12 protein-coding genes are annotated in these 13,725 nt (G+C 69.0%); 6 read left to right on the top strand and 6 right to left on the bottom strand.

Annotation, left to right across the window (positions count from 1 at the left end):
- Window positions 1–41: 41 nt before the first annotated feature.
- Window positions 42–2,321, top strand: a complete 2,280-nt coding sequence (clpA, locus tag OK345_RS15830; RefSeq protein WP_265128978.1) for an ATP-dependent Clp protease ATP-binding subunit ClpA — start codon at window positions 42–44, stop codon at window positions 2,319–2,321.
- Between the two features lie 64 nt (window positions 2,322–2,385).
- Here the strand turns inward: clpA and OK345_RS15825 are convergent, their stop codons facing one another.
- The 6 genes from OK345_RS15825 to trxB all read right to left on the bottom strand — a co-directional run bounded on the left by OK345_RS15825 (window position 2,386) and on the right by trxB (window position 6,288).
- Window positions 2,386–2,550: a hypothetical protein gene (locus OK345_RS15825; RefSeq protein ID WP_265128977.1), complete on the bottom strand. Its 165-nt coding sequence runs from the start codon at window positions 2,548–2,550 to the stop codon at window positions 2,386–2,388.
- A gap of 254 nt (window positions 2,551–2,804) precedes the next feature.
- On the bottom strand, window positions 2,805–3,023 hold the full coding sequence (gene infA, locus OK345_RS15820) for a translation initiation factor IF-1 (protein ID WP_005409596.1): 219 nt from the start codon (window positions 3,021–3,023) through the stop codon (window positions 2,805–2,807).
- Between the two features lie 85 nt (window positions 3,024–3,108).
- Window positions 3,109–3,855, bottom strand: coding sequence for a leucyl/phenylalanyl-tRNA--protein transferase (gene aat / locus OK345_RS15815; protein ID WP_265128976.1), 747 nt, complete (start codon window positions 3,853–3,855; stop codon window positions 3,109–3,111).
- A 121-nt stretch (window positions 3,856–3,976) separates the two neighbouring features.
- Window positions 3,977–5,095, bottom strand: coding sequence for a GNAT family N-acetyltransferase (locus OK345_RS15810; RefSeq protein WP_265128975.1), 1,119 nt, complete (start codon window positions 5,093–5,095; stop codon window positions 3,977–3,979).
- A gap of 11 nt (window positions 5,096–5,106) precedes the next feature.
- A complete protein-coding gene (locus tag OK345_RS15805; RefSeq protein WP_265128974.1) occupies window positions 5,107–5,295 on the bottom strand; it encodes a hypothetical protein in 189 nt (62 codons plus the stop codon).
- Window positions 5,296–5,319: 24 nt separating this feature from the next.
- Entirely contained in the window at window positions 5,320–6,288 is a 969-nt protein-coding gene (trxB, locus tag OK345_RS15800) for a thioredoxin-disulfide reductase (protein WP_265128973.1), read from the bottom strand.
- Between the two features lie 287 nt (window positions 6,289–6,575).
- On the opposite strand from trxB, the gene OK345_RS15795 reads away from it, so the two are divergent.
- From OK345_RS15795 to crcB, 5 genes are all read left to right on the top strand, one after another.
- On the top strand, window positions 6,576–8,933 hold the full coding sequence (locus OK345_RS15795; protein WP_265128972.1) for a DNA translocase FtsK: 2,358 nt from the start codon (window positions 6,576–6,578) through the stop codon (window positions 8,931–8,933).
- 71 nt (window positions 8,934–9,004) lie between these two features.
- Entirely contained in the window at window positions 9,005–10,927 is a 1,923-nt protein-coding gene (locus OK345_RS15790) for a DUF3857 domain-containing transglutaminase family protein (protein ID WP_265129004.1), read from the top strand.
- Between the two features lie 105 nt (window positions 10,928–11,032).
- Window positions 11,033–11,674 carry an outer membrane lipoprotein periplasmic chaperone LolA gene (lolA, locus tag OK345_RS15785; RefSeq protein ID WP_265128971.1) on the top strand — a complete coding sequence of 214 codons (642 nt, stop codon included), beginning with the start codon at window positions 11,033–11,035 and terminating at the stop codon, window positions 11,672–11,674.
- A 154-nt stretch (window positions 11,675–11,828) separates the two neighbouring features.
- Window positions 11,829–13,127 carry a replication-associated recombination protein A gene (locus OK345_RS15780; protein WP_425510979.1) on the top strand — a complete coding sequence of 433 codons (1,299 nt, stop codon included), beginning with the start codon at window positions 11,829–11,831 and terminating at the stop codon, window positions 13,125–13,127.
- Window positions 13,128–13,190: 63 nt separating this feature from the next.
- Window positions 13,191–13,586 (top strand): fluoride efflux transporter CrcB, encoded by a 396-nt coding sequence (gene crcB / locus OK345_RS15775; RefSeq protein WP_265128969.1) that lies wholly within the window; start codon window positions 13,191–13,193, stop codon window positions 13,584–13,586.
- The last annotated feature ends 139 nt before the right edge of the window (window positions 13,587–13,725 follow it).

Here is a 13,725-nt window from a genome sequence, read left to right as displayed (position 1 = left end):
CGCAGCCCGCATATTGTTGGCAACAGCCGCCGGAGTTCCCCATGTTCAGCAAAGACCTCGAGCAAACCATCGGCCAGTGCTACAAGCGCGCCCGCGAGGCCCGGCATGAGTTCATGACGGTCGAGCACCTGCTGCTGGCACTGCTCGACAACCCGTCCGCCCAGGCCGTGCTCAAGGCCTGCGGCGCCGACGTCGAGCGCCTGCGGCACGACCTGGAACAGGCGGTGGAGGCCTCGGTCTCGCGCCTGGCCGAGGACGACGGCCGCGACACCCAGCCCACCCTGGGCTTCCAGCGGGTGCTGCAGCGGGCCGTGTACCACGTGCAGTCCTCGGGCAAGAAGGAGGTCACCGGCGCCAACGTGCTGGTGGCGATCTTCGGCGAGAAGGACTCGCACGCGGTCTACTACCTCAACCAGCAGGACGTGACCCGGCTGGACATCGTCAACTACCTGTCCCACGGCATCGCCAAGCTGGGCGAGGACGGCGAGACGCCGCCCCAGGCCGACGGCGAGGGCCGGGCCGAGGCCGCCGAGGGCGAGACCAAGGGCGATGCCCTGGCCGAGTACACCAGCAACCTCAACGAGCTGGCGCACGCCGGTCGCATCGACCCGCTGGTGGGCCGTCGCGACGAGATCGAGCGCACCATCCAGGTGCTGTGCCGCCGCCGCAAGAACAACCCGCTCTACGTCGGCGAGGCCGGCGTGGGCAAGACCGCCATCGCCGAAGGGCTGGCGCGGCGCATCGTCGAGGGCAACGTGCCCGAGGTGCTGGCCGACGCGGTGATCTACTCGCTGGACCTGGGCGCGCTGGTGGCCGGCACCAAGTACCGCGGCGATTTCGAGAAGCGCCTGAAGGGCGTGATCGGGGCGCTGAAGAAGGTCCCCAACGCGGTGCTGTTCATCGACGAGATCCACACCATCATCGGCGCCGGCTCGGCCAGCGGCGGCACCATGGACGCCTCCAACCTGATCAAGCCTGCGCTGGCCTCGGGCGAGCTGCGCTGCATCGGTTCGACCACGTTCCAGGAATACCGCGGCATCTTCGAGAAGGACCGGGCGCTGGCCCGCCGCTTCCAGAAGATCGACATCGTCGAGCCGACCGTGGGCGAGACCTACGAGATCCTGCAGGGCCTCAAGCCCAGGTACGAGGCGCACCACAGCGTGACCTACGCCGACGACGCGCTGCAGGCGGCGGTCGACCTGTCGGTCAAGCACATCGGCGACCGCCTGCTGCCGGACAAGGCCATCGACGTCATCGACGAGGCCGGCGCCCGCCAGCGCCTGCTGCCGCAGGACCAGCGCAAGGAACTGATCGACATCGAGGAGATCGAGACCATCATCGCCAAGATGGCGCGGATCCCGGCCAAGCAGGTCAGCGCCACCGACAAGGACGTGCTGCAGCACCTGGAGCGCAACCTGAAGATGGTGATCTTCGGCCAGGACCCGGCGATCGAGACCCTGGCCTCGGCGATCAAGCTGGCGCGCTCGGGGCTGGGCAACCCGGACAAGCCGATCGGCAACTTCCTGTTCGCCGGCCCCACCGGCGTCGGCAAGACCGAGGTGACCAAGCAGCTGGCGCTGCAGCTGGGCATCGAGCTGGTGCGCTTCGACATGTCCGAGTACATGGAGCCGCACTCGATCAGCCGCCTGATCGGCGCCCCCCCGGGCTACGTCGGCTTCGACCAGGGCGGCCTGCTGACCGAGAAGATCGTCAAGACCCCGCACTGCGTGCTGCTGCTGGACGAGGTGGAAAAGGCGCATCCGGACATCTTCAACATCCTGTTGCAGGTGATGGACCGCGGCGTGCTCACCGACACCAACGGCCGCGAAGCCAACTTCAAGAACGTGGTGCTGGTGATGACCACCAACGCCGGCGCCGCGCAGGCGTCGCGGCGCTCGATCGGCTTCACCAAGCAGGACCATGCCACCGACGCGATGGAGGTGATCCGCAAGAGCTTCACCCCGGAGTTCCGCAACCGCCTGGACGCGGTGGTGCAGTTCCAGCCGCTGGCCTTCGAGCACATCCTGCGGGTGGTGGACAAGTTCCTGATCGAGCTGGAAATGCTGCTGCAGGAGAAGCACGTCAGCCTGTCGACCACGCCGACCGCGCGCGACTGGCTGGCCCAGCACGGCTTCGACCCGCTGATGGGCGCGCGGCCGATGGCGCGGGTGATCCAGGACCGGATCAAGCGCCCGCTGGCCGACGAGCTGCTGTTCGGCAAGCTGGTCAACGGCGGCAAGGCCAGCATCGACGTGCGCGACGGCGAGCTGGTGGTCGAGACCCAGGCCGAGCCGGAGAAGCTGTTGCCGGCCACGGTCTGAGCCGGCTTTCCGGAAGGAGCGGCGAAGAGGCGGCCCTGGCCGCCTCTTCTCGTTTGGCCGGCGGTCAGCGCCGCGCGCGGGCGCGGCGGGCGAACTCGCTGCCGTCGATCGGCTCGACGCTGGCGATGGCGCAGCTGTCCTGCCGGGTGACCACCCGGGTGCGGTCGGCGCACAGCACGTCGCCATCCGCGCCGTCGGTGCCGAAACCGATCTTCGACGAAGTGGCCACGGACGAGCAGGCGTTGCGGAAGTTGATCCTGTAGTGCTGGTCGCCGTTGCGCAGCAGGAAGATGTGCGTCGGCGGCCCGGGATTGAGCCGGGCCCCACGTTATCGACGACAACCGCGGCTGGAACCTGCAGGAAGTGCCCGTGACCCGGGGCAGGGGGGATCAGGTCATGATGACCAGCGGCACGGCCTCGCCGCGCAGGCACGCAAAAAAGCCAGCACAAGGGCTGGCTTCTGCTTGAACACCCGTTTGCCGCTTACTTCATGCGGTAGGTGATCCGCCCCTTGGTCAGGTCGTAGGGCGTCATTTCGACTTTGACGCGGTCGCCTGTCAGGATGCGGATGTAATTCTTGCGCATGCGGCCGGAGATGTGGGCGATGATTTCATGCCCGTTTTCCAGCCGTACCCGGAAGGTGGTGTTGGGCAACGTCTCGCTGACGGTGCCTTCGAACTCGATGGAGTCGTCTTTCGACATGTAGTCCTGTGCGGTTCTGCAAGCGGCCCGAGGGCCTTAAGAGCGGGCATTTTACGCGCCTGCGGCGCCTGATGCAAAGTTTGTGTTAATCGGGGCCGGGATCGGCCAGCGCGGATGCCGCCAATACCCCGAAACGCAGCGTCCAGCCGCCCACGGCCTCCGGCATGCGCACCAGCCGCCCGACCTCGGCCAGGAACCCGGCGCGCGGCAGGCGGCGGGCGCCGAGCGAGAGCAGATGGTCGTTCTCGACCTGGGCATCGATCAGCGGCCAGCCCCATTCGTGCAGGCGCCGGGCCAGGGCCGCCAAGGCCACCTTGGAGCCGCCGCTGGCGGCGCTGAACATGCTCTCGCCGAAGAACAGGCGGCCGATCGCCACGCCATAGATGCCGCCGACCAGCCGATCATCGTCGAACACCTCCACCGAGTGCGCATGGCCCAGCCGGTGCAGCTGGAGGTAGGCCTGCTGCATTTCCGCGGTGATCCAGGTGCCGTCCTGGCCGGGGCGCGGGCTGTCGGCGCAGGCCCGGACGACGTCGGCGAACGCGGTATCGGCGCGGACCTGCCAGCGGCAGCCGCGCAAGGTGCGGCGGAAGCGCGAGGACAGGCGCACGCCGGCGGTGTCGAACACCATGCGCGGGTCCGGCGACCACCACAGGATCGGCTGGCCTTCCGAGAACCAGGGGAAGATGCCGCCGGCATAGGCATTGAGCAGGCGCACCGGCGACAGGTCGCCGCCCACCGCCAGCAGGCCGTCGGGCTCGCGCAGCGCCAGCCCGGCCGGCGGGAACGGAGCGTCCGGGGCAGCATCGAGGAGGAAGGGGAGGCGGCTCATGCGCCGCATTATCCGTACATATGCGCTTTTCCTGTAGGAGCGACGTCAGTCGCGACCGGGCCTTCCCGGGAAAGCCTCATCGCGACTGACGTCGCTCCTGCAGGAGGCGCGGAAGCGGTTTCTACGGCTTGAACGGCGAGTGCGCCGCCAGCTGCTGCGCATACCGCGCCACCGCCGCCCGTTCTTCGCGGCACCACTCCTCCAGCCGCATGCGGAACCCGGGTTCGGCGATCCAGTGGCGGCTGCGCACCGGGTGCGGCAGGAAACCGCGGGCGATCTTGTGCTCGCCCTGGGCGCCGGGCTCGAAGCGCTGCAGGCCTTCGCGCAGGCAGTATTCGATGCCCTGGTAGTAGCAGGTCTCGAAGTGCAGCCCGGGCAGCGCCATGCCGCCCCAGTAGCGTCCGTACAGGGTGTCGGCGCCGCGCAGGCACAGCGCGCCGGCGACGGGGCGGCCTTCGTGCATGGCCAGGAACAGCACCAGGCTGCGCGGCATCGTGGCGGCCAGGTGGCGCAGGAACGGCAACGTCAGCGCCGGCGCGTTGCCGTATTCGACGAAGGTCTGCAGGTAGAAGCGGTGCATCGCCTGCAGGTCGGCGTCGCCGGCCTCGTCGCCGTGCACGACGCGGAAGCCGATGCCGGCGCGCGCGACCTTGGCGCGCTCCTGGCGGATGTTCTTGCGGTGCTTGTGGTCCATCGCCGCGGTGAAGTCGTCGAACGAGCGCCAGTCCCCGGGGTTGTGCCAGTGGAACTGCACGTCGTGGCGCAGCAGCCAGTCCTCGCCGAACGTCGCGTCCTCTTCCCGCGGATGGAAGTTGATGTGCGCCGACGACAGGCCGTCGGCCGCGGTGGCCTGCGCGATGCCCTGCAGCAGCCGTTCGCGGTCGGCCTGGCGGCGCGCCAGCAGGCGCGGGCCGGTGACCGGCGAGTAGGGCACCGCCCCCAGCCACTTGGGGAAATAAGCCAATCCGTAACGCGCATGGGCGTTGGCCCAGGCGTGGTCGAACACGAACTCGCCGTGCGAGTTCTCCTTCAGGTAGCCCGGCGCCGCGGCGAGCAGCCGCTCGCCGTCCCACAAGGTGGCGTGGTGCGGCGTCCAGCCCCAGTCCGGGCGCAGGCAACCGTGCGCCTCCAGCCCGTGCAGGAATGCGTGGGAGACGAACGGGTTGGCGCCATCGTGCAATCCGTCCCATGCGGCGGGAGGCACCGAGGCGAGCGAGGGCAGAAAGCGGATCGGCGACATCGCACCCGATGCTACGGGCGCAGCCGCAGCACGTCGATGGAGGGAGGATTGAACAGGCGCGTCGGCAGGCCGGGCGCCAGCAGCCCCGCGATGACGATGCGCCCGCGCGCCTGGCGGAACCGCCGCGGCCGCCAGGCGACGACCGGCCACGCCAGCCCGCTGCCGTGGAACGGCAGCGGCTTGATCGGTACCCCGTCCATGCGCCCGGCCGGCGGCCGCCGCGGTCAGCCGTTCTGGTCGAGGAAGCGCTCGGCGTCCAGCGCGGCCATGCAGCCGAAGCCGGCCGAGGTGATCGCCTGGCGGTAATGCTGGTCGGCGACGTCGCCGGCGGCAAACACGCCTTCCACCGAGGTCTGGGTGGCGTTGCCGCCCAGGCCGGAGCGGATCTCCAGGTAGCCGTTGTTCATCGCCAGCTGGCCGTCGAACAGGCTGGTGTTGGGGTGGTGGCCGATGGCGACGAAGAAGCCATGGGCCTCGATGTCGCGGGTGCTGCCGTCGACCACCGACTTCACCCGCACGCCGGTGACGCCGGCGTCGTTGCCCAGCACCTCGTCCACCTGGTGGTGCCAGACGGTCTCGATCTTGCCGGCCTCGACCTTGGCGAACAGCTTGTCCTGCATGATCTTCTCCGCGCGCAGGGTGTCGCGGCGGTGCACCAGGTAGACCTTGCGGGCGATGTTGGACAGGTACAGCGCCTCTTCCACGGCGGTGTTGCCGCCGCCGACCACGACCACGTCCTGGTCCTTGTAGAAGAAGCCGTCGCAGGTGGCGCAGGCGGACACGCCGCGGCCCTTGAAGGCCTCCTCGGACGGAATGCCCAGGTACTTGGCGGTGGCGCCGGTGGCGATGACCAGCGCGTCGCAGGTGTACTCGGCGCTGTCGCCGACCAGCCGGAACGGCCGCTGCGACAGGTCGGCGGTGTGGATGTGGTCGAACACCACCTCGGTGTCGAAGCGCTCGGCGTGGGCCTGCATGCGCGCCATCAGGTCAGGGCCCATCAGGCCGTGGGCGTCGCCCGGCCAGTTGTCCACCTCGGTGGTGGTCATCAGCTGGCCACCCTGCTGCAGGCCGGTGATCACCAGCGGCTTGAGGTTGGCGCGGGCGGCATAGACCGCGGCGGTCCAGCCGGCCGGGCCGGAGCCCAGGATCAACAGGCGGGAATGCTTGGTCGGATTGGCGGCAGAAGGGCTCATGTATACTCGCGAAGAGGTGGAATGACGGCACGATCGCGGCGCTCCGCGTCGTTCAGCGAGGTCATAGAGTGGCGGTCGGACCAGGTCGAATCAAGGCACGCGGATGGAACTGCGCGACCCGCACACGTCGTCCGCGACGGTTTTCGACACAGCCCTGCGCCGCCCTGCGGCGTTTTTTCGTCTGGGCCGGGCATGCGTTGCACCGGATCGATCGAGCGCGGATGAAACCCGGCGATCTGTCGTTTAATATCAATCACTAACCGTGTATTTCTAAGGTCTGGTCAAAGGTGGCGAAACAGGTCCCGGAACGTGGCAAGTCCCCCAGCGGCAAGTCCGCTGCGCGCAAGCCGGCAACCGCGGAGAATCCGCGGCGGCAGCGGCTATGGCGCGATCTGGCGCTGATCGCCATCGCCCCGTTGCTGCTGTACCTGCTGGCCAGCCTGTTCACCTATTCGGTCAACGATCCGGGCTGGTCGCAGACCGGCAGCGTGGTCGCGCCGATCCACAACATGGGCGGGCGCGTCGGCGCCTGGATCGCGGACGTGCTGCTGCAGCTGTTCGGCCATGTCGCCTTCGTGCTGCCGGTGGTGCTGGGCGCGGTCACCTGGATGGCGCTGTTCGGGCTCAAGCGCGAGGACCGGGGCGAGGGGGAACTGGACCCGGCGCTGCGTCTGGTCGGGCTGGTCGGCTTCCTGATCGCCGCCACCGGCTTCCTGCACCTGCGCCTGTTCACCGGCGACGTGGCCGTCGCCGGCGGCATCCTCGGCAAGCTGGTGGGCAGTTCGCTGGAGGCCGGCTTCGGCCGCCTCGGCGCCAACCTGTTCGTGCTGGTGCTGCTGCTGACCTCGATCACCCTGGCCACCGGCCTGTCCTGGTTCGCGGTGATGGAGCGGATCGGCAAGTGGGTGCTGGCACTGGGGCCGCTGCTGGACCGGAAGAAGGAACAGGCCGCCAGCTGGCAGCAGACCCGCGCCCTGCGCGAGGAGCGCGAGGAGGTGCGCAAGGTGGACGCGGAGGTGCGTGCCAGGCGCGAGCCGGTGCGCATCGAGCCGCGCCCGGAGCCGGTGATCGAGAAGAGCGAGCGGGCCAAGCGCGAAACCCAGATCCCGATGTTCCAGGGCGTCAACGGCGACGGTTCGGACCTGCCGCCGCTGGCGCTGCTGGACGATCCCAAGCCGCAGGCCAAGGGTTACTCCGAGGAGACGCTGGAGACCCTGTCGCGGCAGATCGAGTTCAAGCTCAAGGATTTCCGCATCGAGGCGCAGGTGGTCGGCGCCTATCCCGGCCCGGTCATCACCCGCTTCGAGATCGAGCCGGCACCCGGGGTGAAGGTCAGCCAGATCAGCTCGCTGGACAAGGACATCGCCCGCGGCCTGTCGGTCAAGTCGGTGCGCGTGGTCGACGTGATCCCGGGCAAGTCGGTGATCGGCCTGGAGATCCCCAACGTCAGCCGCGAGATGATCTTCCTGTCCGAGCTGCTGCGCTCGAAGGAATACGACAAGTCCGCCAGCCCGCTGACCCTGGCGCTGGGCAAGGACATCGCCGGCCGCCCGACCGTGGCCGACCTGGCGCGGATGCCGCACCTGCTGGTGGCCGGCACCACCGGCTCGGGCAAGTCGGTGGCGGTCAACGCGATGGTGCTGAGCCTGCTGTACAAGGCCTCGCCGAAGGAACTGCGGATGCTGATGATCGACCCGAAGATGCTCGAGCTGAGCGTCTACCAGGGCATCCCGCACCTGCTGGCGCCGGTGGTCACCGACATGAAGGAGGCCGCCAACGGCCTGCGTTGGTGCGTGGCCGAGATGGAGCGCCGCTACAAGCTGATGAGCGCGGTGGGCGTGCGCAACCTGGCCGGCTTCAACAAGAAGGTCAAGGACGCCATCGACGCCGGCCAGCCGCTGATGGACCCGCTGTTCAAGCCCAACCCCGAGCTGGGCGAGGCGCCGCGGCCGCTGGAGACGCTGCCGTTCATCGTCATCTTCATCGACGAATTCGCCGACATGATGATGATCGTCGGCAAGAAGGTGGAAGAGTTGATCGCGCGCCTGGCGCAGAAGGCGCGCGCGGCCGGCATCCACCTGATCCTGGCCACCCAGCGGCCGTCGGTGGACGTCATCACCGGCCTGATCAAGGCCAACATCCCGACCCGCATCGCCTTCCAGGTCAGCTCCAAGATCGACTCGCGCACCATCCTCGACCAGTCCGGCGCCGAGGCGCTGCTGGGCAACGGCGACATGCTGTACCTGCCGCCGGGCACGGCGATGCCCGACCGCGTGCACGGCGCCTTCGTTTCCGACGAGGAAGTGCACCGCGTGGTCGAGCACCTCAAGGCCAGCGGTCCGGCCGACTACATCGAGGGCGTGCTGGACGAGGTGCAGATGATGGGCGACGGTACCGTGGTCGGCGCCACCGGCCTGCCGGAAAGCAACGGCGGTGGCGGCGACGAATCCGACCCGCTGTACGACGAGGCGCTGCGCATCGTCACCGAGACCCGCCGCGCCTCCATTTCCGGCGTGCAGCGGCGGCTCAAGATCGGCTACAACCGCGCCGCGCGCCTGATCGAGGCAATGGAGGCGGCCGGCGTGGTCAGTGCGCCCGAACACAACGGCGACCGCACGGTACTGGCGCCGCCGCCGCCGAAGTAGGCGGCGGGCAGGGTCTTTCGCGAATCGCATCGATGGCAGCGGCCGGCTGCAGGAGAGTCTCCGTGACACGCATGTTTTTCCTGCTGGCGGCGCTGTTGTCCGGCGCCGGCCTGCACGCACAGACCTCCGGGCTGCCGTTGCCGGTCCTGCCGGCCGCCACGGAAGCGGAGCAGGAGCCCAGCAACCACTACAGCATCGTCCGCTACCGCGCCGATTACGAAGTGCGGGCCGACGCCGGCAACGTCCAGGACGAGGAATACGAGGTCCTGCTCAAGACCAAGTCCGGCGTGGACCAGTTCAGCCAGGTGCGGCTGAGCTACAGCGAGAAGATGGAAACGCTGGAAGTGCTGGCCGCCTACACGATCACTCCCGATGGCCAACGCCGCGACGTACCGGCCGAGCGCATCTACACCCAGGAGAGCTATTCCAGCGCCTCGGCCGCGATGTACGCCGACCGCAAGGTGCGCGTGCTGGTGTTCCCCAACCTGTCGCCGGGCACGCGGCTGGTCTATCGCACCCGCAGGACCCAGGAGCAGCCGTACTTCCCCGGCTACTTCGGGCTGTGGGAAGTGTTCAGCGTGTTCGTCCAGCACGACGACGCCCGCGTCACCCTGACCGCGCCGGCCGACCTGCCGATGCACGTCCACGCCCGTGGCGTGGAGGGCGGCACCCGGCCGCAGGTACGCGGCGGCAAGGCGCGCTGGGAATGGCGCCACCGCCGCGCCGAGCCGATGAAGTCGCAGAACTGGACGGCCGCCGCCTGGGAGTTCAGTCCCACCATCATGGCCAGTACCTATGGCAGCTGGTCGCAGCTGGGACAGGCCTACCACGTCAAGGGCGCGCAGGCCGCCACCGTCACCCCGGCCATCCGCGAACTGGCCGAGACGCTGACCGCCGGCATCGACGATCGCCGCGAGCAGGCGTCGGCGCTGTACCAATGGGTCGCCCGCAACATCCGCTACGTGGCGGTGTACCTGGGCAACGGCGGGCTGGAGCCGAATCCGGCGCAGGACGTCCTCGACAACCACTACGGCGACTGCAAGGACCACGTGGCGATCCTCGAGGCGCTGCTGGCGGCCAGGGGCATCGCCAGTACCCCCGTGCTGATCGGCGCCTCCGGCGGGCCGACGCTGCCGCCGGTGCCGGTACTGGGGCGCTTCAACCACGCCATCAACTACCTGCCCGAATTCGACCTGTACCTGGATTCGACCAGTCCGCATGCGCGTTTCGGCCAGCTGCCGTCCGGCGACCTGGGCGCGCCGGTGGTGCACACCGCCGACGGCCGCCTGGCGCGGACGCCAGCCAACGACGCGGCGCGCAACAGCCAGCGCGTGGAGGTGGAATTCGAGTTCTCGCACAACGGCGACCTGACCGGCGATACCCGCCCGTTCCTCGGCGATACCGCCGAGATCGCCCTGCGCGGGACGTTCGCCCGGCTCAATGCGCAGAATCGCAGCCGCGTCGAGGAATCGATCATGGCCGCGTCCGGTTTCGACGGCCGCGGCCGGCTGGAACTGGCCGGCCAGCCGCAGGACCTGTCGACGCCGTTCAACTACGGCTACCGCTTCCAGGCGAGCGATTACGTCGACTTCGACACCGTCGGCGGGATGCTGCTGCCGGACATTCCCGGCGCCGAGTCGTTCCGTGGACTGTATGCGCGTACCTCGGCCGCGCACAACGAAACCCCGTTCTACTGCACCGGCAGCCAGCGCGAGGAAACCTACCGGCTGACGTTCCCCGACGGCGTGCCGATCATCGCCATCCCGCGCAACGTGCATTTCAGCAACACCGCCGGCCGCTACGACGTGCGCTGGCAGCGCGAAGGGCAGACCATCACCGCCGTACACCGGCTGCAGCAGCAGGCGATCCGCGGCGATGACCAGCTGTGCCAGCCGCAGGACTACCTGCAGTTCCGCGAGCTGTACCAGGAGGTCCGGCGCGGTTTCCGCGGCCAGGTGGTGTATGGCGACCTGCGCAACGTGCAGACGCCATGAACGCCGCGCAACGGCCGCGCAGGGCGCCCTGCGCGCCTGATCGCCCATTCAGTTTTCACGCGGCACACTTGCCGCCAGTCTTCGACAACGCTCCGGACCACGACCATGCCCGCATTCCTTCGCCATAGCCTCATCGCCGCCACCCTGGCCGTCGCCAGCCTTGCGTCCGGCCATGCCGATGCCGGCGGCCGCGACGAACTGAAGGCCTTCACCAGCGGCCTGAAGGGGCTGGACGGCCAGTTCTCGCAGCAGGTGTTCGACCCGCGCGGCAAGCTCAAGGAAACCTCCAGCGGCCGGGTCGCGCTGTCGGCGCCGCGGCTGTTCCGCTGGGAATACATCAAGCCGCATCCGCAGCTGATCGTCGCCGACGGCAGCAAGGTGTGGGTGTACGAGCCGGACCTGGAGCAGGCCACCGTGCGTGCGCAGGGCGAGGAGGAGCAGAACAGCCCGCTGACCGCACTGATCGACCCGGACCTGCTCGACCGCCAGTACGACGTGAGCGAGGAGGCGGCGGTGCGCGACGGCATGCACTGGCTGTCGCTGACCCCGAAGGTCGACACCGAGGCCAGCTTCCAGTACGCCGCGCTCGGCTTCGGCAAGGACGGGCTGGGGCGGATGGAAGTGCTCGATGCCGTCGGCCAGCGCACCGTGATCGACTTCAACGGCTGGAAGCGCAACCCTGCGTTCGCCGCCGATACCTTCCGCTATGTGCCGGACAAGAACGTGGACGTGGTGGGCGAGCGCTGAGGACCGCTCCGACGGGACCGGGGGCGGTGCTCCCGGTGGTCGCGACCGGATCCCGCCACGACGCCGCCGGCCGCCGCGATAGAATGGCGCGGTGGCCAGATCCAGAACCTCCTCCTTCGATACTCCCGACCTGCTGAGCGTGGACCGGGAGGGCATGCGCCCGCTCGCCGAGCGCATGCGCCCGCGCAACGTCGACGAGATGGTGGGGCAGCGACGCCTGCTCGCCCCCGGCACCGCGTTGCGCCGGGCGATCGAGTCCGGGCGCGTGCATTCGATGATCCTGTGGGGGCCGCCGGGTTGCGGCAAGACCACGCTGGCGCTGTTGCTGGCGCAGTATGCCGATGCCGAGTTCCGCGCCATTTCCGCCGTGCTCTCGGGCCTGCCGGAAGTGCGCCAGGTACTGGCCGAGGCCGCGCAGCGCTTCGTCGAAGGCCGGCGCACGGTGCTGTTCGTGGACGAGGTGCACCGTTTCAACAAGGCCCAGCAGGACGCGTTCCTGCCGCATATCGAACGCGGCACCATCCTGTTCGTCGGCGCCACCACCGAGAACCCGTCGTTCGAGCTGAACTCGGCGCTGCTGTCGCGCTGCCGCGTGCACGTGCTGGAGGCGGTCTCGGCCGACGACATCGTGCAGGCGCTGCGGCGCGCCCTGCAGGACGACGAACGCGGGCTGGGCGGCGAGGGCATCGAGGTGGAGGACGCTTCGCTGCAGGAGATCGCCGGCGCCGCCGACGGCGACGTGCGCCGGGCGCTGACCCTGCTGGAGATCGCCGCCGAGCTGGCGACGGGAGAGGGCGGCCGGATCACCCCGCAGACCCTGCTGCAGGTGCTGGCCGACCGCACCCGGCGCTTCGACAAGGGCGGCGAGCAGTTCTACGACCAGATCTCGGCGCTGCACAAGTCGGTGCGCAGCTCCAACCCGGACGCCGCGCTGTACTGGCTGACGCGCATGCTCGACGGCGGCTGCGACCCGGCCTACCTGGCGCGCCGGCTCACGCGCATGGCGATCGAGGACATCGGCCTGGCCGATCCGCGCGCGCAGACCATGGCGTTGGAAGCGTGGGACATCTACGAGCGGCTGGGCAGTCCCGAGGGCGAACTGGCGTTCGCGCAACTGGTGCTGTACCTGGCCAGCACCGCCAAGTCGAACGCCGGCTATGCCGCGTTCAACCAGGCCAAGGCCGAGGTGCGCGAGACCGGCACCCAGGAGGTGCCGCTGCACCTGCGCAACGCGCCGACCAGGCTGATGAAGGAGCTGGGCTACGGCAAGGACTACCAGTACGACCACGATGCCGAGGGCGGCATCGCGCTGGACCAGACCGGCTTCCCGGACGCCATGGGCGAACGCGTCTACTACCGCCCGGTGGAGCGCGGCATGGAGATCAAGTTGAAGGAGAAGCTGGATCGCCTGCGTGCCGCGCGCGAGCAGGCGCGGGCCGGGAAGGGCCGCTGACGGATATCCTCCACGCACGATGGCAGCGAATTCCATATCCGCGACTACGGGACGGTCCCTTCCATGAGCCCAGGCATCCTCTGGCAGCAGATCGGACTGGTGATGGCCGGCGGTGCCCTGGGCGCGACGCTCCGGTTCCTGGTGGGCGCCAGCATGTTGCGCAGCTTCGGCGCCGGGTTCCCGTGGGGCACGCTGGCCGTGAACCTGGTCGGCTCCTTCGGCGCCGGCTTCCTGCTGGTCTGGCTGGAAGGCCGCGGCAGCAGCGCGATCTACTGGCGCGCGTTCCTGATCGTTGGCGTGATGGGCGGGCTGACCACGTTCTCCTCGCTGATGATGGAATCGCTGGTGTTCGCCAGGACCGGTCGCAGCCCGATGATTCCCGTGTACCTGGGCATCACCCTGGCGGCGGGAATGGTGCTGGTCTGGCTGGGCGCCCGCCTAGCCGAGACCATGCGCTAGGCGCGTCGAGCGATGGCGGTGAGTGTTGTTCTCCATGTTCTCGGCGGAAGCCGCGCCGTTGTTCATGCCCCGGCAGCGCGGGGAAACGATGACTACCCGGCCGGTTCGCTGTCCGATGAGCGCGATGGGCTGGCGTCCA

Origin of the sequence: Xanthomonas chitinilytica (assembly GCF_026107455.2) — a bacterium.
Taxonomy (GTDB): domain Bacteria; phylum Pseudomonadota; class Gammaproteobacteria; order Xanthomonadales; family Xanthomonadaceae; genus Stenotrophomonas; species Stenotrophomonas chitinilytica.
The sequence above is the reverse complement of the archived record's forward strand: the minus strand, read 5'-3'. Positions and strand labels throughout refer to the sequence as shown.